Source organism: Rhodococcus sp. 66b (assembly GCF_002076325.1).
In the GTDB taxonomy this organism is placed as follows: domain Bacteria; phylum Actinomycetota; class Actinomycetes; order Mycobacteriales; family Mycobacteriaceae; genus Rhodococcus_F; species Rhodococcus_F erythropolis.
Genome location: NZ_MUZB01000016.1, coordinates 86,250 through 109,052 on the forward strand (window position 1 = coordinate 86,250; position 22,803 = coordinate 109,052).

The 22,803-nt window shown below is 63.3% G+C and carries 19 protein-coding genes; 11 read left to right on the forward strand and 8 right to left on the reverse strand.

The genetic code is table 11. The annotated features are described in order from the left end of the window. Positions 1–5: 5 nt before the first annotated feature. From B0E55_RS25975 to B0E55_RS25985, 3 genes are read left to right on the forward strand one after another with little or no spacing between them, the layout of a single operon-like run. Positions 6–1,361 (forward strand): glycosyltransferase family 87 protein, encoded by a 1,356-nt coding sequence (locus B0E55_RS25975; protein WP_080910772.1) that lies wholly within the window; start codon positions 6–8, stop codon positions 1,359–1,361. Beyond that, positions 1,361–1,945, forward strand: a complete 585-nt coding sequence (locus tag B0E55_RS25980) for a GNAT family N-acetyltransferase (protein WP_069145291.1) — start codon at positions 1,361–1,363, stop codon at positions 1,943–1,945. Before B0E55_RS25975 ends, B0E55_RS25980 begins: the two co-directional genes overlap by 1 nt. Before the next feature lie 45 nt (positions 1,946–1,990). After that, complete coding sequence (locus B0E55_RS25985) at positions 1,991–2,770, forward strand: DUF4190 domain-containing protein (RefSeq protein ID WP_020971364.1); 780 nt, start codon at positions 1,991–1,993, stop codon at positions 2,768–2,770. Positions 2,771–2,776: 6 nt separating this feature from the next. Here the strand turns inward: B0E55_RS25985 and B0E55_RS32305 are convergent, their stop codons facing one another. Together B0E55_RS32305 and B0E55_RS25990 are read right to left on the reverse strand one after the other, a co-directional pair. Beyond that, entirely contained in the window at positions 2,777–4,096 is a 1,320-nt protein-coding gene (locus B0E55_RS32305) for a WD40 repeat domain-containing protein (protein WP_241896151.1), read from the reverse strand. Then, the gene (locus B0E55_RS25990) at positions 4,051–6,618 is read right to left on the reverse strand and encodes an nSTAND1 domain-containing NTPase (protein WP_241896152.1); all 2,568 of its coding nucleotides are present in this window, start codon (positions 6,616–6,618) and stop codon (positions 4,051–4,053) included. Before B0E55_RS25990 ends, B0E55_RS32305 begins: the two co-directional genes overlap by 46 nt. A 187-nt stretch (positions 6,619–6,805) precedes the next feature. Here B0E55_RS25990 and B0E55_RS25995 point away from each other — a divergent pair, with 187 nt between their 5' ends. Further along, a complete protein-coding gene (locus B0E55_RS25995; protein WP_020909716.1) occupies positions 6,806–7,105 on the forward strand; it encodes a helix-turn-helix transcriptional regulator in 300 nt (99 codons plus the stop codon). 2 nt (positions 7,106–7,107) lie between these two features. Here the strand turns inward: B0E55_RS25995 and B0E55_RS26000 are convergent, their stop codons facing one another. The 3 genes from B0E55_RS26000 to B0E55_RS26010 form a co-directional block, all read right to left on the reverse strand. Beyond that, positions 7,108–8,685: a glycosyltransferase family 87 protein gene (locus B0E55_RS26000; RefSeq protein ID WP_029256732.1), complete on the reverse strand. Its 1,578-nt coding sequence runs from the start codon at positions 8,683–8,685 to the stop codon at positions 7,108–7,110. 39 nt (positions 8,686–8,724) lie between these two features. After that, entirely contained in the window at positions 8,725–10,872 is a 2,148-nt protein-coding gene (locus B0E55_RS26005) for a transglycosylase domain-containing protein (RefSeq protein ID WP_019746057.1), read from the reverse strand. 592 nt (positions 10,873–11,464) lie between these two features. Then, the gene (locus B0E55_RS26010; RefSeq protein ID WP_042448217.1) at positions 11,465–11,884 is read right to left on the reverse strand and encodes a DUF5318 family protein; all 420 of its coding nucleotides are present in this window, start codon (positions 11,882–11,884) and stop codon (positions 11,465–11,467) included. A gap of 128 nt (positions 11,885–12,012) precedes the next feature. Here B0E55_RS26010 and B0E55_RS26015 point away from each other — a divergent pair, with 128 nt between their 5' ends. From B0E55_RS26015 to B0E55_RS26040, 6 genes are all read left to right on the forward strand, one after another. Then, positions 12,013–12,852, forward strand: coding sequence for a DUF1707 SHOCT-like domain-containing protein (locus B0E55_RS26015; RefSeq protein WP_080910773.1), 840 nt, complete (start codon positions 12,013–12,015; stop codon positions 12,850–12,852). A 9-nt stretch (positions 12,853–12,861) separates the two neighbouring features. Then, complete coding sequence (locus B0E55_RS26020; protein WP_080910774.1) at positions 12,862–13,683, forward strand: DUF1707 SHOCT-like domain-containing protein; 822 nt, start codon at positions 12,862–12,864, stop codon at positions 13,681–13,683. Positions 13,684–13,691: 8 nt separating this feature from the next. Further along, positions 13,692–14,462 (forward strand): DUF1707 SHOCT-like domain-containing protein, encoded by a 771-nt coding sequence (locus B0E55_RS26025; protein WP_069145287.1) that lies wholly within the window; start codon positions 13,692–13,694, stop codon positions 14,460–14,462. Positions 14,463–14,578: 116 nt separating this feature from the next. After that, positions 14,579–15,142, forward strand: a complete 564-nt coding sequence (locus tag B0E55_RS26030; protein ID WP_003946014.1) for a PadR family transcriptional regulator — start codon at positions 14,579–14,581, stop codon at positions 15,140–15,142. Further along, a complete protein-coding gene (locus B0E55_RS26035) occupies positions 15,135–16,238 on the forward strand; it encodes an inositol-3-phosphate synthase (protein WP_003945979.1) in 1,104 nt (367 codons plus the stop codon). Before B0E55_RS26030 ends, B0E55_RS26035 begins: the two co-directional genes overlap by 8 nt. A 144-nt stretch (positions 16,239–16,382) precedes the next feature. Then, positions 16,383–17,441: an isopenicillin N synthase family dioxygenase gene (locus B0E55_RS26040; RefSeq protein WP_019746062.1), complete on the forward strand. Its 1,059-nt coding sequence runs from the start codon at positions 16,383–16,385 to the stop codon at positions 17,439–17,441. 8 nt (positions 17,442–17,449) lie between these two features. On the opposite strand, the gene B0E55_RS26045 is transcribed toward B0E55_RS26040, so the two are convergent. Both B0E55_RS26045 and pdxR read right to left on the reverse strand, forming a co-directional pair. Continuing rightward, on the reverse strand, positions 17,450–19,567 hold the full coding sequence (locus B0E55_RS26045) for an oxidoreductase (RefSeq protein ID WP_070797618.1): 2,118 nt from the start codon (positions 19,565–19,567) through the stop codon (positions 17,450–17,452). Positions 19,568–19,626: 59 nt separating this feature from the next. Beyond that, entirely contained in the window at positions 19,627–21,012 is a 1,386-nt protein-coding gene (pdxR, locus tag B0E55_RS26050) for a MocR-like pyridoxine biosynthesis transcription factor PdxR (protein ID WP_080910775.1), read from the reverse strand. Positions 21,013–21,109: 97 nt separating this feature from the next. Here pdxR and B0E55_RS26055 point away from each other — a divergent pair, with 97 nt between their 5' ends. Further along, positions 21,110–21,817, forward strand: coding sequence for a pyridoxamine 5'-phosphate oxidase family protein (locus B0E55_RS26055; RefSeq protein ID WP_069145284.1), 708 nt, complete (start codon positions 21,110–21,112; stop codon positions 21,815–21,817). 101 nt (positions 21,818–21,918) lie between these two features. Here the strand turns inward: B0E55_RS26055 and B0E55_RS26060 are convergent, their stop codons facing one another. Then, complete coding sequence (locus B0E55_RS26060; RefSeq protein ID WP_133053449.1) at positions 21,919–22,587, reverse strand: hypothetical protein; 669 nt, start codon at positions 22,585–22,587, stop codon at positions 21,919–21,921. Between the last annotated feature and the right edge of the window lie 216 nt (positions 22,588–22,803).

The following is a 22,803-nucleotide window of genomic DNA, read 5'->3' on the forward strand; positions in this document are numbered from 1 at the left end:
GAATCATGCGAACAGACCGCAAGACCCCGGCGTCGATCCTGGCGTTGGTCGTCGGATTGTGCGGGCTGACGATGGCGCTGGGCTATTTCAACAAGGCCAGATGCGGCGGTGCACCGTTCGCGCCCGACGGCCGAAGCCTGAACTTCGACGTCAACAAGAACATCGACGTCTGCTACTCCGATATCCAGTTGCTCTGGCTCGGACGAGGAATCGATCAACATCTGTTCCCCTTTGTCACCGGAGGGATAACGCCCGAAGGATTCCTGACCGGCGGAACCGTCGAATACCCGGTGCTCAGCGGAATTCTGATGTGGCTGGGCGGTATCGGCTCACACACCGACACCGATTTCCTTCTGCACTCGGCACTGATCCTGGCTCCTTTCGGACTGCTCACGGCGTGGATGCTCGGCAAGATGAGCGGCGCGTACGCGCTCGTGTGGTCGGCGACTCCGCCCCTGGTTCTGTACGCATTCCACAACTGGGAGCTCCCGGTGGTGGCCACCAGCGTCGGCGCGATCTTCCTGATGACGTTCGAGCGGATTCCACTGCGAACTCGCGCGGTTCTGGCGGCCGTCATCCTGGCGATCGGTTTCTGTTTGAAGCTGTACCCGGGAATGTTCGTGCTGCCGCTCATGGCCTATGTGCTCCTACGCGGCACCGAAGGCAAGCGCTACGACGTTCGTGGGGCGCTGATGACGGCGGGCGCGGCGATCGTCACCGTCGTCCTCGTCAACCTGCCGTTCGCCCTCATTTCCTACGAAGGCTGGCGCGCGTCGTTCAGCTTCCAGGAGAAGCGAAGCGCCGACATCACCACCAACTCGGTGTGGTTCTGGGGGTTGCGCCCGTTCTACGGTTTCGGAGTTCGCGAACTCAACGCCGACTACGACGCACTGGTGAGCATCCTGTCTCCGGTCATGATCCTGGTCTCGTTCGCGCTCGCGATGTATCTGGGTTGGCGACGATACGTCCGCGACGGCTACTTTCCGTGGATTGCAGTCAGTGCCGCGATGTTGTGCGGATTCGTGTTGCTGCACAAGGTCAATTCACCGCAGTACACACTGTGGATCCTGCCGTTCCTCGTACTGTTCAAGATCCGGTGGTTCTGGATCGTCGCCTATCTGATCGCCGACGCGGCGTTGGGTATCGGCATCTTCCGGTACTTCTACCAACTGGACATGAATCTCGATCCGAGCAAGTACGAAGCCGTCGTCCAGGCGAGTGTGTGGGGCCACGTCGTCCTGCTCGCCGTGTTCTTCTTCTTGTTCCTGCGAGTCCCACTGCGGTATCCGCTTGCCGGTGGGACCGATCAGATTGCGAACTCCGACAACAACCTTCCGACTCACTCACGGGAGCACGCCTGATGACTGCATCATGGTTCGAATCACCGACGCTGACCGGTGATCGTGTCCGACTCGAACCCCTGGGCTTCGCGCACACCGACGCTCTGCTCGCGGCGGCCGACGACGCGGCGATCTTTCGTTGGACCGCAGCGCCCATCACCGATCGGGAACAGGCACAGAGGTACATCTCTGCAGCCCTCGACGACCCGAATCGGATCGCCTTCGCGCAGGTGAACATCGCGACGAACGCCGTGGTCGGCACTACGTCCATGTACCAGATCGACCCGGTAAACCGCAGTCTTGCAATCGGATACACGTGGTTGTCGCGATCTGTTCAGGGAACCGGGATCAATCCCGAATCGAAGCTGCTCCTGCTTCGCCACGCCTTCGACCAGCTCGAGGCCGTACGCGTCGAGTGGCACACGGACGAGTTCAACGAACAGTCCAGGGCCGCGATCGCAAAGCTCGGCGCTCAGTTCGAGGGCCTGCTGCGCAAGCACCGACGCCGCGTCGACGGCAGTTGGCGTACAACAGCGCTGTTCGCGATGACCGACGAAGACTGGCCGACCATCGCACCTCAGCTCGAGACACGTACCCGAAACTAGCGATCACCTGCACTCTTCGGCCAAGTCCATGCCAAGATTCACCTCATGAGCGATCAGGGTGGGTACGGGTACCAGGGCAATCAGAATTGGCAACCGGCTCCGTACGGGCAGCCCGATCCGTACGGCAGGCGCCCGACGAACACACTCGCGGTGCTCGCCCTCGTCTTCGCGTTCCTCATCGCGCCGTTGGGGATCGTCTTCGGGCACATCGCTCGCGGCCAGATCAAACGGACCGGCGAAGAAGGCGACGGACTCGCCCTTGCCGGACTGATCATCGGCTACATCTTCACCGCACTCGGCATCCTGGCCGTGATCGTGTGGATCGCGTTCTTCGGGCTGCTCGCCGCCGCTTTCGGCAACGCCGCCAATGACGCGAGTTCGCGGAGTTTCACCTACACGACGCCGTACTCGTACTCCACGACCACGACTCGGGCACCGAGTGCACCCACCACAGCGCCGAAAACGACGACGCCACCACGCGTCACAACCTCGATCGGTCCGGCGCCGACCGTCTCTGGCACCGACCGTCAGGGTTTCATCTCCGGCGGCCCCAGTTGCAACTCCACCAATCCTGCCGTCGCCATCGCCGTCACGACCGGATCACGAATCGTCATCTGCGAAACGGGAGTCGGCCGCTACTACTACAAGGGTCAACGGCTGAGCGACGGCGCCACCATCGAACTCGACGATCCGACGCCCACCGGCAACGGATTCACCGTCACCAACAAGGACGTGACGTACCAGCTCACCTCCGCCGGACTGGTGATCACCGGCAGCGGAGGCGAGCTGGGTCGGGAACCGGCGCTCGAGTTCTGGATGAACTGACCCACGTCAGCCGGCGCACGGATCCTGATAGGGAACACCGGGCAGGTAACGCTCCCATTCGGCTTCCGTGATGGGAGATCCTGCGGTGCGGCACAATCGATCAACGACGCTGTCGGGGTCGATTCCCCACAAGCGAACGGTCTTGTCCGACCCGCTGCCCGCGATCATGTCACTCTCGCCGGCGAACTGAGCGTCGTTGACGCGACCCGGGTAGGCGGACAGCGTCGCAAATCGTGTTGACCGCGAGGGGGTCTCGATATCCCAGAGCCAGACGGTTCCGTCGCCGACACCGGCAGCGAGCCGATCACCGGCGCGGTTGAACGAGATCGAATAGATTGCGCCCTCGGGACCGAGAAGACGAGCGAGCTCCTCGGGTGCCGACGGTGTGCGTACGTCCCACACGGCGACCCTGTGATCCGCACTTCCGGCGGCCAACAACGTCCCGTCGGCGCTGAAAGACACTGCTAGTGCGTAACTTTCGAATCCACCCACCGTCGCCGCCACCCGGGGCGACGCTGGGTTCGACACATCCCACAGATCCACTTCGTTCTTGGCGTTCGCGATCGCCAGGATGTCGGCGCCCGGTTGAAATGCCATCATCTGCGGGTAAGAGCCGACATCGGTCGACGACAGCAGCTTCGGTTCCGATGGATCGGAAACGTCGACCAACGCAATGCTGTTGTCGTCCTGCGAGGACACCGCCAGCAGATCTCCGGCGGGATTCAACGCGACGACCGCCACGATGCCCTTCACGTACACCGCGGGTTCGCTGTAGATCCGTGGCGACGCCGGATCACTCAGGTCCCAAAGATATGCACCGCCGCCGCCGGTGCCGCTCACAGCCAGGTTCCCGTCTGCCGACACCGCCGACGCACCGCTGAAAGAGTCGTCCCCTTGCGGTTTCAACTCCGGCATCACCGCGGGGCGATCGAGATCCTCGGTGTTCCACGCCAACATCGCGCCACCCCTGGCCCCGACGCCGGCCACCAGACGCGAGCCGTCCGCGGCAAAGGGACTGGTGAAAATCGTGTCCCGAGGTCCCGCCCAGACCGGACCCGGTAGAGCCCACACGCGAGTCACACCGTTGAGTCCTCCGGTGACCAGGTTGCGGCCGTCGTCGCTGTAGTCGACGGTGGTCACCGCCCCACTGTCCGGAAGTGTTTCGATCAACGCCCCGGTTCGTGGGTCCCACACGCGCACGGAGTTGTCGGAACTTCCTGCGGCAAGACGTGTTCCGTCTTTGCCGTAGTTGAGTTCGTTGACGTAGCTGGAAAATCCCGTCAGTGCCGGCAGGGAGTGGGGCGCGCCGGATCGCTCATGTCCCACCGAACCACCTCCCTGCCAGTGGTTCCCGCCGCAAGCTCGCGTCCGTCCGGACTGAAGGCGACACCGAGGTAGTGGACGGTGGTGCCGTTCGGCTCGGTCGCGAAGATCGGCGCCGATTCCTCACCCCACTTCGCGACGTCCCACACACGAAGTGTCGATTGACGCCCGCCTGCCACGAGGAAACGTCCGTCAGGACTGAACGTCGCGGTGACGATGCCGTCAGCTGGGTGCGGAAGAGCAGGCAAAGCAACGGCATTCGCGGAAACGTCGATGTTCCATCGCAGGACGTCGGGCGTCGAGGTACCGGCGACCAGCTTGGTTCCGTCTGGACTGAACTCCATGTCCTGCACTACGCGTTCACCGTCGACGGGAAGAGTTCCACGGACCGGATTCTCGGGATCCGACACGTCCCACAGCGCAGCGCCGCCGGCGCCACCGGTCGCAAGCAGCCGTCCGTCCGGGCTGTAGGCGACGGCAAAGAGCGCCGTGCCCTCCGAGACTCCGAGGAACTCCGCCTGCGGAACAGCTGAGGCCACACCGTCCACCATCGGATAAAGTCTGACCTTCCCATCCGAACCACCCACCGCCACAACAGTTCCGGCTGGGTTTATCCGGGCCTTCATCGCGCCGGGCGGTCCGATGATGCGAGTAGCCGAATGAACGCCCGACGCATCCAGCAATGCCGAGCGGGCTTCGGTTGTTTCGTTGACCGCAAATGCCGCCAGAGCAAGCTGCGACGCCAGCGACGGATCCCGCTCGCGCATCCTGATCGACTCGGTGGCCACCTGACGCGACATCGCCTCGTCTCGCGCGGTATCTGCTTGGACACGTTGACGATTGGCTCCGATACCGGCGACGGTCGCAACCACCGCCAACACCAGAGCGATCACCGACGCAGCTGCCAACGCAGTCACGAGCCGTCGCAGAACGCGTGTACGTCGGCGATCGGCAAATTCCTGCTGATCACGATGCTCGATGCTCGCAGCGAGGTACTCCCGCTCGGTGGCGTTGAGGTCGGCGGCGCGGGTCCGACTCGGTTCCAGTGGGAGACCGAGTTCACCCGAGTTCAGCCATTCTTCCGTCAGGTGAAGACGTGCGGGTCCGAGCAGCGCGCCGGGGTCGCGTCCACTGTCTTCCCACACCTGCGCCGCGTAGGTGAACCGGCGATGCACCGCCAGGCCGGCGCGGTCCGAGTCGATCCAATCGCGAAGCCGACTCCACGCTGACAGTAAGACCTCGTGCGAAACCTCGACCGTCTCTTCGTCGACGGTGAGAAGGCGCCGTAAGGCGAACCGGTCGATGACGGTGTTCACGTCGTCGACGTCGTCACCGAGGAAGAGTTCGGTGCGCGGTGCACGCCGACGCGTCTGCGTCACTTCGTCGACGTTGACCAATCGGAGGAAGATCCTGCGCGCCAACTGCTGCTGCCGCTCTGTGAGCTCGCCGTACACTTCCTCCGCGCTTTGCTGGACGGCTCCGGCAATCCCGTCGGTGGCGTAGTAATCCGAGACGGTCAGAGTTTTACGCGTCGACCGTTGCCAGGTCCCCAACAGTGCGTGTGACAGCAAGGGCAAAGCTCCGGGGTCGCTCGCCGTACGCGAGCCGCGTGGTGTCAGCTCGGAGACCAGAACCTGAACCAATTCGCTCTGCACGGTCATCCCGGCCTTGACCGCCGGCTCGACGATCACCTCGCGCAATTGTTCGTCGGTCAGTGGCCCGACCACCATCGGCGAATCGTCGAGCAGCGGCACCAAAAGCGGTTCCTCCGCCGCGAGACCGTAGAAGTCGGCGCGCATTCCGATGACGGCGATGGTGTTCTCACCGAGTTCCGCGAGAGTCCGCAGTATTTCCTCGCGCCGATCACCGTCGCACTGCGTCCACAGTTCCTCGAACTGGTCGAGGATCAAGACGGTTGGTTCGTCGGAAATCGACGACGGAATTCCTCCCGTACCCGGCTGCAGGATTTCCACCCGCCAGCCGTCGAACCGTGAATCGCCCTCGGCAACCTTGGGGGCGAGTCCCGCCCGCAGCAACGACGACTTACCCGATCCGGAAGCACCGATCACCATGAACTGACTGCGGCCGACACCTCGTATCGCCGACGCCACCCGCTCGACCAAGTTGGCAGTGAGTTCGTCTCGACCGAAGAACCACTCGGCGTCCTCTTGTCGGAAAGATTCGAGACCTCGATACGGAACGGTGGCGTCGCCGCGTCGTCTGGCCGTCAGCTGCCTCACTCGTTGCACCGCACCGATCCAGCGCTGCCGCTCATCCTCGGAGTCGACACCGCAGGCCTCGAGGAGCGCAAAAAACATCGGGGTACTCGCCGGCGTCGGCAGGTGTTGGCCGGCGAACCATCCGCTGACGGTTCCGTGCAAACCACCCGAACGCTCGACGGCTTCGCGGACCGTCAGTCCGGCTGCCTTCCGCAACGCCGTGAGCGCCTCAGCAAACTGTCCACGCGACTCGATCTGGCCCGGATCGACCTGATTGTGCCTACCGGCTTCCGCCTTCGAGTTCATAGCGAGGCACTCTATCGGAGCAGGTAGGAGATTTGTCCGTTGTATGGACTCTGTATCGAGAGAGTTGCGTCCGTTCCACTGAGACGCCTAGATCGAAATACTCGTTCTCAGTCGCGCCCCACCTCAGCAGCCCTTCTGCAAATACGGCAGTCGACGCCCATTCCCTCCGTCGAAAGGCGCTGCGCGCATGTCTTCAATCGGCTTTTCTCCGAAGATCGAGGCAAACGTGTCCCGAGTCGGCAACCCCAAGCACGGCAAGCACAAGCCGAAGCTGAGCGTCCGCGAGATCGAAGTACTTCTCGCCTGGCTTCGTTCGGATTCCAAGTCCGAGGTCGCCGAGACACTCGGCCTACGCGTCTGCACCGTCAACACACACATCACTCGGGTACGCACGAAGTACAGCGACGTCGGGCGGCCGGCTCCCACGAAGGCAGCGTTGTTCGCCCGCGCGGTCCAGGACGGGTACACCACCCTCGACGAGTGGTGACCTCAGACCGCGACGGTTTCCGGTTCCTTCGCTTTGGACGGCTTCAACCAACCGGGTAGCCAGGCAGGTTGTTTGTCCGGAGCCTGATCGAGAACACCGCCCGCCGGATCGTCGATGAACCCGTACCGCACGAGATCCTCCGACGGCCGGTAGATCTGACGGAGCACCAGCGCGCACAGAACGAGTACCGCGATGTCCCGGATCACGACGGTTCCGGTGAACCACTGCTCGGGCAGCCCCTTGTTGGACACCCCGAGGTAATACATCATTCGAGGAACCCAGACCAGGGCGTCGATGGTCATCCACGCGAGCAGGAGTCTGCGGTGCGGCAAGGCCAACACGGCCAGCGGCACCAGCCACAGAGAATACTGCGGGCTCCACACCTTGTTGGTGAGCAAGAAGCCCGCCACCAACAGGAAGCACAACTGCGCAACGCGCGGACGACGCTGCGCCGTCAGGGCGACGTATCCGACACCGATGCAGACGGCCACGAACAAAAGCAGAGAGACGGCGTTGAGATTCGACGGTGACTCGCCCTGTGCGAGAGGACCGTCGAGGCCCTTCCACGACGTGAACGACGCGATCACGTTGTAGAGGGAATCTGGATCGGCCCCGCGCTCGGAGTTGAGCCGGAAGAACTCGTACCAACCATGCGGGTACAGCGCGGCGATGGGCAGGTTCACCGCAAGCCATGCCGCGACGGCACTGAGTGCGGTCACCAGCCAGTCCCTCGTCTTGCCCGCGCGCAGACACAGGACGAAAAGCGGTCCGAGTAGGAGCAGCGGGTAGAGCTTCGCGGCGCCGCCCAGGCCGAGCAGGATTCCCGCGAGCACTGGCCGCTTGCGTGCCCACGCCAACAACCCGCCAGCCGCGAACGCCGTCGCCAGAGGATCGAAGTTCGTGAACACGTGCACGATCACCAACGGGGAACACGCGATGAGCGCGCCGTCCCACACTCGTCGTCCGGCCAGCAGGGTGCTCGCCCACACGGTGACCAGCCACGCCAACGCCAACCCGAACGCCACGACGTTGAAATAGAGCGCCACCTGAATCGCGCCCGGCAGCCAGGTGATCGAATCCCACGCCTTGGCGACCTTCATCGCGCCGTACTGATAGAGCCCCGAGATGACCGGATACTCCATGTACCGCATCTGGATCGAACCGTCGCCGCGTACTTCTTCCCACGACGTCTTGTACGGGAATGCTCCCTGATCGAGGCGTTCGGCTCCGTACAGCGGAACGGTGTCGGAGTAACACATCGCCACGTACTGACGGCTGCCACTCCAGTCGAGGCCGACCTGCCCGCTCTCGCCGACCGGCGCCTGCTGAATACAGCCGGCCTTCGCGAACCAGCCGAAAGCCAAAAACACCACGGCGAGCAGAAGGATCACTCGCATCGGGGTGAAGAAGCGAGTGCGTCCGATCAGTGCGTGACGACCTACCGGACCGCCGACGGTTCCCGACAGCGCAGACACCATCGCGTCGTTGCGACTGGGAACGTCCCGCCAATCCGCCGAACGAAGATCTTCGGCCAGCGGAGCGGGGGAGGTCGGTTCGGCATCATCAGCATTCGCGGCCACTCCGCGAGGTTACCGTCTTTCGAACCGACCACCCTCCAACTACTGGCCGGGGCTCACACCTGCCGGTTCTTCCTCGGTGGTCTCGCCTGCCCCTGGTACCTGCGGCGTGGTTGTCGTCGGCCGGGAGATCCCCGGAATCGGGATGGTGATTCCCGGCAGAACCTCGACCTGCGTCGTCGTCACCACGGGCGGCGGAGTGGTTTCCGTCGTCGTCGGTGCGGTGGTCGGCGGCGCCGACGTCTTGGGCGGTGCAGGTGCCGTGTACTCCGGAACACCACCGGCTTGGCCGTTGATCTTGCCCGGCGTCGGGAACTTCTCGTTGTCGGTGCCGTCGAGGGCGCCGTCCATCGTGTCCTTCCAGATGTCCGAAGGCAGACCCGAGCCGTAGATCATCGCGCCGCCCGAGTTGGTGATCGCTTCACCGTCGGGAGTTCCGACCCAGACCGCGGTCGAGAGTGACGGCGTGTAGCCGACCATCCATGCGTCCTTGTTGGCTCCGGTGTCACCGAGCTGCGCAGTACCTGTCTTCGACGCCGACAGACGTCCGCCGGCCAGGTTGTGACCGCGCGAGTACGCCGCGATCGGCTGCATCGCAGCCGTCACGTTGTCGGCGACGGCAGCGTCGATGCGGTCCTCACCGGCGGGTGCGCCGCGGTCCAGCAGCACGGTGCCGTCGGCGGCAACGACCTTCTGGACGAAGTGCGGTGCGTGATACGTGCCGGATGCGGCGAGCGTCGCGTACGACGACGCCATGTCGAGCACGCGGGCCTGGTACTGGCCGAGCACGATGCCGTTGTTGGGACCGGAACCGTCAGCCTCGGTGAGCGACGGGCCGACGCCCGGGATGTCCTTCGGGATGCCTGCTTGGTGTGCGATGTCCGCGATTGCCTGCGGGCCGTTGCCGTCGAGGCTGAGCATCTGGCGGTAGAAGCTGGTGTTCAGCGAACGCTTGAGCGCCTCTGCGATGGTGCAGGTGCCGCAGCTTTCACCTTCGACGTTGCCGATGGAGATGCCGTTGACGGTCAGCGGCGAGCTGTCGTACATCTGCGAGAGCGGGATTCCCTGATCCAGGGCGGCTGCGAGACCGAACACCTTGAACGAGGAACCGGTCTGAAGTCCGGCATTCGCGAAGTCGTATCCCGCGCCGTCCTCACCGCCGTAGTACGCCTTGACGGCACCGGTCTTCGGGTCGACCGAGACAACTGCGGTGCGCAGGTTCTCCGGCTCACCCTCCATGTTGGAACGGGCTGCCTCGACCGCTGCGGCCTGAGCCTGCGGGTCGATGGTCGTGGTGATCTGCAAGCCCTCGGTGTTGAGCAACTGCTCGCTGATTCCGGCGTCGCCGATCTCCTTGAGCACCTGACGCTTGATCAGGCCCTCGGGTCCGGTCGAGCCTTGGCTGCTGTTGTCGACCTGGGCGAGCGGGATGTAGGCGGGGTACTGCATCGGCGTGCGCGCGGCCTGATCCAGCGTGCCGGCGGACACCATGCCGTCGAGCACGTAATCCCAACGGGACTTCGCGCCGGTCGGGTTGGTCTCGGGATCGAGGAGCGACGGAAGCTGAATCGACGATGCCAGGACGGCACCTTCTTCGATGGTCAGCTGGTCGACGGGCTTACCGAAGTAAGCCTTGGATGCTGCGCCGATGCCGTATGCGCCGCGACCGAAGTAAATGGTGTTCAGATACGCGGCGAGGATGTCGTCCTTGGACCACTCGTTGGCCATCTTCGAGGAGATGACGAGCTCTTTCATCTTTCGCGTCAGCGAACGCTCCGAGCCGACGAGCGCCTTCTTCACGTACTGCTGCGTGATGGTCGAGCCACCACCGGCACTGTCGCGACCGAGGACGTTGTCTCGGGCTGCGCGTGCGAAACCGGAGATCGAGAAGCCCGGGTTCGAGTAGAAATCGCGGTCCTCTGCGGCGAGAACCGCATTGCGAACGTGAAGCGGTACCTGATCGAGCGAAACCTCGACGCGGTTGCCGTCCGGCGGGACGACGGTACTGATCACCGTGGTGCCGTCGGCGGCGAAGACCGTCGCCACCTGATTGGTCTTGAGGTCACCGGGCTTGGGGACGTCCTGCACGATGTACGCCGCCATGAAGGCAAGGACGGGCAGAACAAGACCGAGCGCCACCAAGACGTAGGCCGAGCGGCGAACTGTGCGCCACTTGGACTTCTTCTTCACGGTGCTCTTTCTTCCCTTCGGTGGTTGTCCGTCGTTGCCACCGCCACCGGAGCCACCTGTCGGCGGCTTCGTCGGCGGAGGTCCGACCGGCGGGCGGGTGCCCGCGTTGCTACGGGTGGTCGCTGCTGCTGCCGCGACGCGCTGGGTCGGTTCGTTTGCCGGAGCGCCTGCGGCGCGATCTCGAGGCGGCGGGCCGGCAGGCCGGCCTTGCGGCGGACGACCCTGAGGAGGGGGACCGGCGGGGCGGCCCTGAGGAGGCGGGCCCGAAGGTCGGGCTTGCGGCGGACGACCCTGGGGCGGGGGTCCCATCGGACGGCCTTGCTGCGGACGACCCTGAGGGGGCGGACCCATCGGAGGGCGTCCCTGCGGAGGCGGACCCTGCGGAAGCGGACCCTGCGGTGGTGGACCCATCGGACGTCCCTGCGGCGGACGACCCTGAGGAGGTCCGGCGGGACGGTTGGGACCGACGGGACGGCCACCCGGGTTGTTGCCTCCCGGGTTGTTGTTGCTGGGGGAACTCACGAATCAAATCTCCAGTGGTCACGGACCGATCACGTGCAGACTTCGATCGGGCCCTTCTTCGGGTGTGGCGTTACTCGCTGGCGGTGCGCCGGCTTGGTGGGCGTGCTCGCCGCGGTCGCGGCGGCGCAGGTACTGCGCCGAGCACATAGGACTGCACCAAGTGGTTCCAACTGCAGGTACGGCACACCTCTACAACGTGCACCGTGAACTCCTCTGCTGTTTCCGCAAGCCGAGCGAGCTCGTCCGAGGTTCGGGCCGATCCCGAAACCTGACCGAGCTTGTCGCCGAACACCCAGGACACGAGCGTCAACTGTTCCTTGCGGCAAATGGGGCAGACGACGTCGCTGCCCCGGCCGTGGAACTTCGCGGCTCTGAGTAGGTACGGATCGGCGTCACACACTTGCTTGACGTCGGTCCTACCCGCAGACACTTCGGCCAGCACAGACCGACGCGCGAGCGCGTAGTCCACAACTTGCCGCTGTATCCGCACCTGACCAGCGTACGTGCGTCCGTGCCGCCACGGACGGTTCGGGAGGGTCACGATGAACACATTTTGCGGTCCGGACGCATGGCGACCAGCCATTACGATCACTTCCTGTGAAGTCTTCCCGTTCCCCGATGACGCGTGCTCGTGATCTTGATCGCGTCGAAACGTGCAATGTGTTGGACGCCGCGTACGCCGAAGGGCAGTTGAGCGCGGAGGACTACTTCGAACGGACCGAAAAGGCGAGGTCCGCGAAAACCCTGCTCGAGCTCGCGCGCCTGGTCAACGATCTGCAGGTGCCGAAGATCGATACCACAACGGCGCCTCGGACGTCGGTGACGCGCAAGGCCGTGTACATCGGTGGCGCTGCTCTGATCGTCGTCGGCGCGGTCGCCGCGGTGGCCTGGAGTCGCTCACCATTGACGCCTTCGGAAGACATCACCGCCAGTTATGCCAGCACTACTTCCCTCGCGCCACCGTTGCCGACCACCACCCTGGTGCTGGAGCCGACCGTCGAACCGATCCTGATCGCACACATCGACACATTGACTCCCGAGGGTATCGGCGCATTTATCGAGAAGTATCGCGACGAGTTCGGCGACATGTTCATCGATGACGCCAGCTTCCACGGCGACTTCTCCCTGGTGAGCCGGGCGGTCCCCGACGCTCCAGCTCGCGCCGAGTCCATCAGTTTTCGCGACGGCTTCGAGCGGGAAGTGACATCCACTCCGCGGCGGACGGGCCAGCCGACCTTCGATCTCGGTTCCATCCAGATCGATAAGCTCGCGCCGTACATGGTTAACATCGGCGCCTACGTCAATGTTTCGGACGCCACGATCACGCACTTGATCGTGGACGCGAACTACGGCCTCCCGGAGATCGCGATCTATGCGGAGAACGGACTCGGCCACCAAGGACGAATCGAGGTCACGCCGTGGGGCGAGATCTCTCGTTCCTACCCGTACGGGAGCTAGGGTGAGCCGGTGAGTGGGTCCCCGACTACTACCTCTACGCGCACCCGTGCGCGCGACGTCGACCGTTCCGATACCTGCGCCGTTCTCGATACGGCTCTGTCCGACGGCCAGATCACGGTCGACGAGCACGCCAACCGGACGGCTGCGGCGATGACCGCGACCACCCTCGGCCAGCTCGATCTACTGGTCCGCGATCTGCAGAAAGCAACGCTGCGCAATGCCGTTGCCAAAGTTCGTCGTATCGACAAGATCTGGTACCTCGCAGCCGCATCGACTATCTTCGCCGGCCTGATCGGGTACCTCACCTTGTCCGCCGACGATTCACCCCCTGCGCCTCCGCCGGTTTCACCACAGGCAATCGAACCGCTTGCCCCCATTGTGGGTTCGACGCTCGATACGGTCACAGCAAGCGGAATACGGGAGTTCATCACCCGGTACAACAACAAGTTCGGCACGACGATGATCGATTCCGCTAACTTCTACGACGGCCATGCAAGCGTCACTCGCGCCGCCGCTGTCTCGCCGAATCTAAAGGAGGACATCGACTTTCGTGGAGGTTTCACACCAAGCGAGAGCTCCACATCCCGGGCGGCCAGCACGACTACCTTCGACCTCGCCTCGGTCGACATCGACAAACTCGCCGGATACCTGGCCGGAGCGTCCGCCAATCTCAACGTCCCCGACGCCAAGGTCTCACACATCGGCATGAGCTCGTCGAGCCAGGAACCACGCATTTCCATCTACGTGGACAACGACCTCGGCGCGAGCGCCTCGATGGAGTTGACCCCGGATGGCCGCCCGATCCGCTTGTCTCCCTTCACTCCTCGATAGGCCCGGACATGCCGAACGATCTGACCAGGACCACCCGCGCTCGCAATGCCGATCGCGAGGCTACCTGCGCAGTGCTGGACTCCGCCTTCGCCGACGGGCAACTCACGGCGACCGAGCACGACGAATTGACCGAACTCGCCGCGGTGGCAGTCACTCTCGGCGATCTCGAAGATTTGACGTCCGATCTGCAGACCGAAGCGTCTCTGCCTGTTCTCCGGAAAGAACCTTCGCTCGACACGCGTTTGATCGCCCTTGCGATCATCGCTCTGTCACTGGTGTCGGCAATCGGCTTCGGAATCAAATATGTGGCGTCGGACGTCACGATCTTCTCCAGCCCCGAGCCACAGTTGCACACCGTCGACGGCCTGGGGGCGATGTTCCGTGCCATCGAAACGGAGTACGGCAGCGGACTGGTCGACGAGATGACCATCTATCCCACTTATGCACGCGTAACGCGCGCCGATCCTGCTGCGCAGCGCAAGAGCCTCGACAGTTACTACCGAGGCGACCTCGAGGACACGACTTCGGGAGGATCGCGCGAACCCGGCGTGACACAGATCGACGTCACACAGCTCGATCCTCGCATCGTGATCGCCCTGCTCGACGGCGCCGGAACCACAACGTCTGTGCAAAATCCGACCACTCGGTACGTCTCTGTCGGAAGCACCGAAACCGTGCCGACCATCGAGATCCACGTCGGCAACGACCTCGACGAAAGCGGGTACCTGACCGCTGGCCTCGACGGGGAAATCATGTCGATCTACCCGTTCACCCCCTGATCTAGCCGTGACACCTTGGTACACGTATCGGGCCGCAGTGTGGTTTTATATATCGGCGCGATATAGTTGGTTATCGCATCAAGCGGTTAGGTTCAACGACTCGGGAGGTTTGTCAGTTGCTCGAACTCGCAATCCTCGGGCTGCTCCTCGAGTCACCGATGCACGGATACGAGCTGCGTAAGCGGCTCACTGGTCTGCTCGGCGCATTCCGCGCGTTCTCGTACGGATCGCTGTACCCGGCACTGCGGCGCATGCAAGCCGACGGATTGATCTCGGAAGACGTCGACACTGCCACCGGCACGCTCAAGCGTCGGGCGCGTCGCGTCTACCAGCTCACTCCGGAAGGTCGGCAACGGTTCACCGAACTGGTCGCCGACACCGGGCCGCAGAACTACACCGACGACGGTTTCGGCGTTCACCTCGCCTTCTTCAGCCGCACCCCCGCAGAAGCGCGGATGCGGATCCTCGAAGGCAGGCGACGCCAGGTCGAGGAGCGCCGTGAGGGGCTCCGCGAGGCCGTCGGTCGGGCCAGCGGATCGCTGGACCGCTATACCCGTCAGCTCCATCAGCTCGGACTCGAATCGAGTGAACGCGAAGTGCGTTGGCTCAACGAATTGATCGCAGCCGAGCAATCGACAACAGGAACATCCCGGAAAGAAGGAGAACCCGACCATGGGTGAGAACAGCACCGCGGTGCGCGTAGCCATTGTGGGCGTGGGTAACTGCGCCTCGTCCCTGGTTCAGGGCGTCCACTACTACAAGGATGCCGACGAGACCCAGACGGTCCCCGGCCTCATGCACGTCAAGTTCGGCAAGTACCACGTCCGCGACGTGCAGTTCGTCGCTGCGTTCGACGTCGACGCCAAGAAGGTCGGCTTCGACCTCTCCGAGGCGATCCTCGCGAGCGAGAACAACACCATCAAGATCGCCGACGTCCCGCCCCTGGACGTTCCCGTTCAGCGTGGCCCGACCCTCGACGGCATCGGCAAGTACTACGCCGAGACCATCGAGCTGTCCGACGCCGAGCCCGTCGACGTCGTCAAGGCACTCAAGGACGCTCAGGTCGACGTCCTCGTCTCCTACCTGCCCGTCGGTTCCGACGACGCTGACAAGTTCTACGCACAGTGCGCGATCGACGCAGGCGTTGCATTCGTCAACGCCCTGCCCGTCTTCATCGCTTCCGATCCGGAGTGGGCTGCCAAGTTCAAGGACGCCGGCGTCCCGATCGTCGGCGACGACATCAAGAGCCAGGTCGGCGCCACCATCACCCACCGCGTGATGGCGAAACTGTTCGAAGACCGCGGCGTCGTGCTGGACCGCACCTACCAGCTCAACGTCGGTGGAAACATGGACTTCAAGAACATGCTCGAGCGTGATCGCCTGGAGTCCAAGAAGGTTTCCAAGACCCAGGCCGTGACGTCCAACCTGACCGGCGCACTCGCCGGCAAGGTTCACGACCGCAACGTCCACATCGGTCCCTCGGACTACGTGGAGTGGCTCGACGACCGCAAGTGGGCATACGTCCGCCTCGAAGGCCGCGCCTTCGGTGACGCTCCCCTGAACCTGGAGTACAAGCTCGAGGTCTGGGATTCGCCCAACTCTGCCGGCATCATCATCGACGCCGTCCGCGCAGCCAAGATCGCCAAGGACCGCGGCATCGGTGGACCGGTTTACCCGGCTTCCGCTTACCTGATGAAGTCCCCGCCGGTCCAGATGGCCGACGACAAGGCTCGCATCGAGCTCGAAGCGTTCATCATCGGAGCCGATGAGGCCTGATTTAGGTTCACGCTGATTCGGGGTCTTGCGCCAATGGCGCAAGGCCCCGATTCTGTTATCCGCAGGGTGTTTCCGCATACGCGCGGGTAATCACGCCTGCGGCTGCCGAATCGCCGCGCGGGTCCGGGTGCCGATCAGCGTGGAATGATGGACATCAGAACCATCACACGGATCGAGGACCCCATGTCGATTACGTCGCTGCCAGTGCTCGATCTGTCGCTTGCGCAGAACCCCGACACCGCCGAGCAGTTCCGCACTCAGCTCCGCGAGGCCACCCACGAGGTCGGATTCTTCTACCTGGTCGGCCACGGAATTCCCGACGAACTGCAGCGCCGCCTCCTCGCCGTCGCCCGCGAGTTCTTCGCGCTACCGACTGCCGAGAAGCTCGCGATCGAGAACGTCCGCAGCCCGCACTTCCGTGGGTACACCAGGCTCGGCGGCGAACTGACCGAAGGCAAGCAGGACTGGCGCGAGCAGATCGACATCGGCGCCGAACAGCCCGCGGCCGAGCGCACCGACACCTCACCGGCCTGGGAGATCCTGCAGGGCCCCAACCAGTGGCCCGACGCCCTTCCCGAACTCCGCGACGTCATCACCGAGTGGAACGACACACTCACCTCGATCGCATTGAGCCTCTTACGCGAATGGGCGGTAGCCCTGGGCCAGGATGCGAACATCTTCGACGACGCGTTCGCTCACGATCCGTCGATCCTCATCAAGGTGGTGCGTTACCCGGGCCGCCCGAAAGGTGCCGGCTCCCAGGGCGTCGGCGGGCACAAGGACGCGGGAGTGCTGACTCTGCTCTATGTCGAACCGGGCAAGGGCGGTCTGCAGGTCGAGCACGACGGCGACTGGATCGACGCCCCGCCGATCGACGGGGCGCTGGTGGTCAACATCGGCGAACTTCTCGAGGTCGCTACCGGCGGCTACTTGAAAGCGACTGTGCACCGGGTAGTTTCACCCGAAGGTGACGGTGAACGTATCTCGGTGCCGTTCTTCTTCAACCCGAACTACGCAGCGCAGATCCCGGAGTTCGACCTACCGCCCGAGCTGGCGGCGCGTGCCACCGGCGTCACCGTGGACGCGAACAACCCGATCCACGATTCCTACGGGGCGAACGCCCTCAAGAGTCGACTACGTGCGCACCCCGATGTCGCGGCCCGATGGTGGCCGGACATCGTTGCGGCACAAAGCGCTACCTAGGGGATGGGTCAAAGATCCATCGCGACTTTCCACGCCGTGTGCATCGCACCTTCGATGTAGTCGACGTTCACCGCGTCACCGACCACGTGCACGTCGGAGACGACGCCGATCAGAGCGTCGGCCAGCGGCGCTTGCGCTGACACCCCCGATGCGACGACAACCATGTCGGCCGGGGCGGTCAGTGTCTTGTCACCGGAACGGAATTCGACGTGCTCCTTGGTGATTCGCTGCACCGTTGAATTGCGGTGAATGTCCACACCGACATGCTTGGCGTGGCGCACAGCCGTCCAGCGGCGCGGCATCGCCATCGGAATACCCAACTGCTGGCCTTCTTCGATCAGCGTCACATTGCGACCTCGCTCGGCCAGGAACTCCGCAAGCTCGAGTCCGACAAGCGAACCACCGATCACGACAACGTCCTTACCCATGGGCAGGAACTTGCGGGTCACAGCTCGGATCGCCGCGGGGCTCTTGGTGATACCGGACAGCTTGCCCAACTTGGCCATCGTCCGCAGGAACGGCGGCACCTGTGAGACGTCTCCCGCTCCGGTCATCAACGCGCGCAACGAATCACCGGTGTGCACGTGTGGGAGATCACCGCCCGGAACGCTAGGCCGCTCACGAACTGCACCGGTGGCCACGACTACGGCGTCGGGGTTCAATGCCCGGATCGAAGCAACCGAGGCTTCGGTCTTCAGTCGAACATCGACACCGAGACGCTCGATTTCCACTTTCAACCAGCTGAGCAGACGCCCGTTGTCCGGGGTAGTGAGGCTCGAGAACCACAGGGTGCCACCGAGACGATCGGATTTGTCCAACACCGTGACTCGGTGCCCACGTTCAGCGGCCACGCGAGCCGTTTCGAGACCACCGGGGCCCGCTCCGACCACAACAACGTGTTTCGGAGTGCTGGTCCGAACGAAGGGGAGCAGCGCTTCGTTGCCCAGGGCAGGGTTCACCGCGCACAGAGGGGTCTCGTCCCAGAAGTTCTCCTGCACGCAGACGTAGCAATTGATGCAAGGCCGAACCCGCTCGGGTACACCGTCTTTGAGTTTGTTCACCAGCTGTGGATCGGCCAGGAGCTGGCGGCCCATCGCGGCGAAGTCCGTGCGACCTTCCGCGATCATCTTCTCGCCGACCTCGGGGAGCATACGTCCGACCGTGATCACGGGGATCGATATCGCCTGCTTGATTCGCGTTGCATTGTCCGTGTAGTAGCCGACCTTGTCGGGCAGGGGGCCGTCGGTGAAGTTGGCAAAAGCATTCAGCGCGGTACCGGTGACGTGAATGGCGTCAGCGCCGGCCTCTTCGAACATCTTGGCGGCCGCAGCAGCCTCGTCGACGGTCAGCCCGTCGGTTTCGCCGTACTCTTGACCGGCCAGACGCACGATGACGGCAAGCGCACCGCCGACCTCCTCCTTGACCGCCCGAATGACCTCACAAGCCAGGCGTGCACGGTTCTCCATGGAACCTCCGTACTCATCGCTGCGCTGATTCGTGTAGCGACTCAGGAACGCTCCGAGGACGTAGTTGTGGGCACAGTGAATCTCGACGGCGTCGCCGCCGGCCGCTTTCACCCGTCCGGCAGCCTCGGCGAACATGCGGACGAGCCAATCAAGATCTTCCTTGGTGGCCTCGTGGTAGGTCGCCCTCTTGCCCTCGTTGATGGCAGCCATCTTGCCCAGTTCTTCGGGCGTGCAATCGGCCATCGCACTCATGTCACCCGGCGGCTTCGGTGTGGACGGGACCAACTGGGGTCGGCCGTCGAGGGTATCGATGCGCGCCACCTTGCCGTGGTGTGTCATCTGCACACAGAGCTTGCTGCCTGCGTCGTGCACCGCGTCGGCCAGCGCTTTGAGTCCGGGGATGAACCGGTCTTCGGAGAGCCCCGGTTCCTTGCGGCTGGTGCAGCCCAGCGGATACGCAACAGCGCAGCAACCGGTGATGATCAGACCCGTTCCACCGGCCGCACGAGCCACGAAGTGGTCGATGTCGCCCTTTTCGATTTCCCCGTCTTCACACAGGTTCATGTCCATCGCAGGGAGAACCACACGATTGGGCACGGTCATCGGGCCGATGGTGCCTGGTGCGAGCAGGTGCGGAAAGGTCTGGCTTCGGATCGTCACGAGCAGACGCTAGAACTGGACCACGCCCATCCGTTGCCGCACTCCCGATCATCGAGACTTCACGCGCTGTGACGTGCGAGGCACCCGGCTATCACCTCGAGCGCATATTCGAGGTCTGCGGATTCCACTCGTCCGTAGCCGATGACCAATCCACCGGGGTCTCCGTGCGTTCGGGTGGACTCGACCAGGGTGGGCACTTCGACGCCGTGCATGAGCGCCTCGCGAGCGACGGTCGCTGCCAGATCCGCGTCGAGCATGAGCGTCGTGTGCATGCCGGCGCCGAGTCCGCGCAGTTCACCGAACGATGACAGTGCTTCCTCGACCGCGCGATCGCGCTCGCGGTACCTGCGCCGGGCGGTACGTACCGCTCGATCCCATTCGCCGTCACGGAGCAGGGACAGGAGTGCTTGCTGCAGCGGAACCGACGGGAAGTCGCCGATTCGCTTGCGGTGTACTGCTATGCGGTCGACCAGGTCGAGGGGAGCTACCAACCAGCCCAATCGAATTCCGGCGCCGAGCGTCTTGGCAACCGTTCCGAGATACACCACCCGATCAGGAGCCAGCTGGGCAAGCGCAGGTAAAGGCGCTACGTCGTAACGGAATTCGGAGTCGTAATCGTCCTCGAACAGGACGACGTCGCGGGCGCGTGCGAACTCGATCAACTGGTTGCGCCGACCTACCGGAAGCAGCCCACCTGTCGGATACTGATGGGACGGTGTCACATACACACCGCGGACGTTCTCCGACGCCGTTTCGAGTTGGTCGACACAGAGACCATGAGCGTCGACGGGCACGTCGAGTAGCGACCATCCACAGGCTGTTGCGGCCGAGGACGCATACCGGTATCCGGGATCTTCCATCGCCAGGACAGCACCACGGGTACGCAGAGCCGACAGGGCGAGGCCGAGACCATGCGTGGCACCTGAGGTGATCAGGATTCTCTCGGGTTCAACCGACATTCCGCGGGCTCTTGCCAGCAATTCCGATAGTGCCGAACGCAATTCGTAGTCACCCGCAGGATCGGGATCCTCGAATGGTGGCGGTTTGGACCCGACGTCACGCCACGCCCGCCGCCACGCTGCCGATGCACGCGGCGGCGTCCACGGCACGCCTGGCCGGAGCTGCACCCTGGGCGACATCTTGTCGGCGGTCTTCTTCGGTGTAGTCGTGGGAGTGAGCACGGGAGAGGGCGCCTCGGCAACGAAGGTGCCCGAGCCGTCCACAGCGACAAGCCAACCCTCGGCGATCAACTGCTCATACGCCCGTTCCACGACGCCCCGCGCCACCTCGAGCTCCGCCGCCAGCTTCCGGGAACTGGGTAACCTCAGTCCCACTGCCGCCTTACCACTGCGGATATCAGCTCTGAGGTGGTCGGCAATCTGGACCGGGAGCGCCCGCCGATCTGTCCGGTCGAGGACGACGGCTACCGCCGAAGGCAGAAACATTCAGAACCCTCCCGGAAGTGGCAAATCGAAGTGGCCTATCGAAGTCTCCACTGATTGGACCATGACTTGAAGCCACTTTGCCACCAGCATTGTCTGCATGACAGATTCCGTTGTCTTTGCTGCCCCTGCTCCTGCCCCCACTGCACCTATTCCGCTGTCCCCGACAGCACGTACGACGCACAAGCGCGCCCGCCACCACGGCGTCGCAGAACGCGCGGCACTCGTCGACGTCTTGCAGTCCGCGAAGCTGTGCCACATGGGCGTGACCGTCGGCGGAGTTCCCATGGTGTTTCCCACCGCGTACGGGTTCGACCTCGACGGCCCTGACCGCGGCGGGTCTATTTATGTTCACGGCTCGGTGGCCTCGCGAAGCTTGGCTCCCGACAGCGAAATCTGCATCACCATCACGATCCTCGACGGGCTCGTGTTGGCGCGGTCGGGCTTCCACCACTCGATGAACTACCGCAGCGGCGTCATCGTCGGATCACCTCGAGTCGTGACCGACGGCGACGAGCGAGTGAAGGCTTTGAATCTGATCGTCGACCAGGTGGTTCCCGGACGTTCCCAACACTTGCGGGATCACACGCGCAAGGAAATGGCGGCAACCATCGTTCTTGCCCTGCCGTTGTACGAGGCTTCCGTCAAGGCCCGCACCGGCGGCCCCGGCGACGATGCCGCCGACATTGGTGTCGAAACCGTTTGGGCTGGAGTAGTTCCCGCAGCTACGCACTTCGGTGAACCGATCCCGTCCGAGGACCTCGACTCAGGTGTCGCGCTTCCGGACCATATCTCGACGATGCTCTGACCGCACACGCCGTACACACCGGGGCATGGCTAAGCCCCGGTGTGTGCGTATTCAGTTGCGCCCGTTCAGGCTGCCGTCGGCGGGCTGAGGTTTGAGTCATATCAACCCGCGTTGGTCGGCTGAGATAAGAGCTGGAGAACCCATTGCCTAAATGTCTCCAATTCATTGAATCCGCATTGCTGGAGATACCCGAGAATCGACATTATCTGCTCCATTTGTAATGTTTCTAGTTCCACAACATGCGTTTCGATGTATTCCAACGCATTAACCATGCCGTCCATGACCGCCCGGAAGTCATCGTTTTCCGGAATCACAAACACTCCGTGCCCCGTTACCAGTTCCAATTTCAAATCGGACGCCGGGATCCGATACAAAACGACGTTAAGGGCGATTGCGGATGGGAATAACACCATCGTGTTCGCACCCCCTGGCGCTAAGTCGATTTGCCTGGTCATAACAACCGACGACGCCAACGCATTCTGGGCCAACTGACTGCCAGTGAATCCAGTGTGGGACAATGGCAGGTAACGTGACTTCCGCCTACCGTCCGAAAGTCTCAAAAGCGACGCGGTAATAGGCTCGCGACTAGGGTTGCTCAGCATCAGATTCATCGCTCGGTAGCGCACAATCTCATCACCATGATAAATCTCGATCTTCAGCAGAGCGCTATGTGCCCGTTCCAGTCGACCATTCTGATACACCAACCAGCCAGCGAAGATCACAGAACCACTCGATATTAGTTGGGGTATCCAGTCTGCCAAGATATTCATGCGTCAAACATACCGGACGGAACTTTCTCTGTTTCGCTACCACAAGGGACTGCCGTTTCTGATTGCCGGATTGCGGAGGGCGAGAGACCGCGATATCCATGCGACTGCAACTCGTGCCGGGCGCGCACCAGATCCAGAACCTCACCCTTGAGGCCCTCTCCATCCAGCTGCCACGCATCCCGACTATCCATGCAGCAATCATATTCGAACATAGTT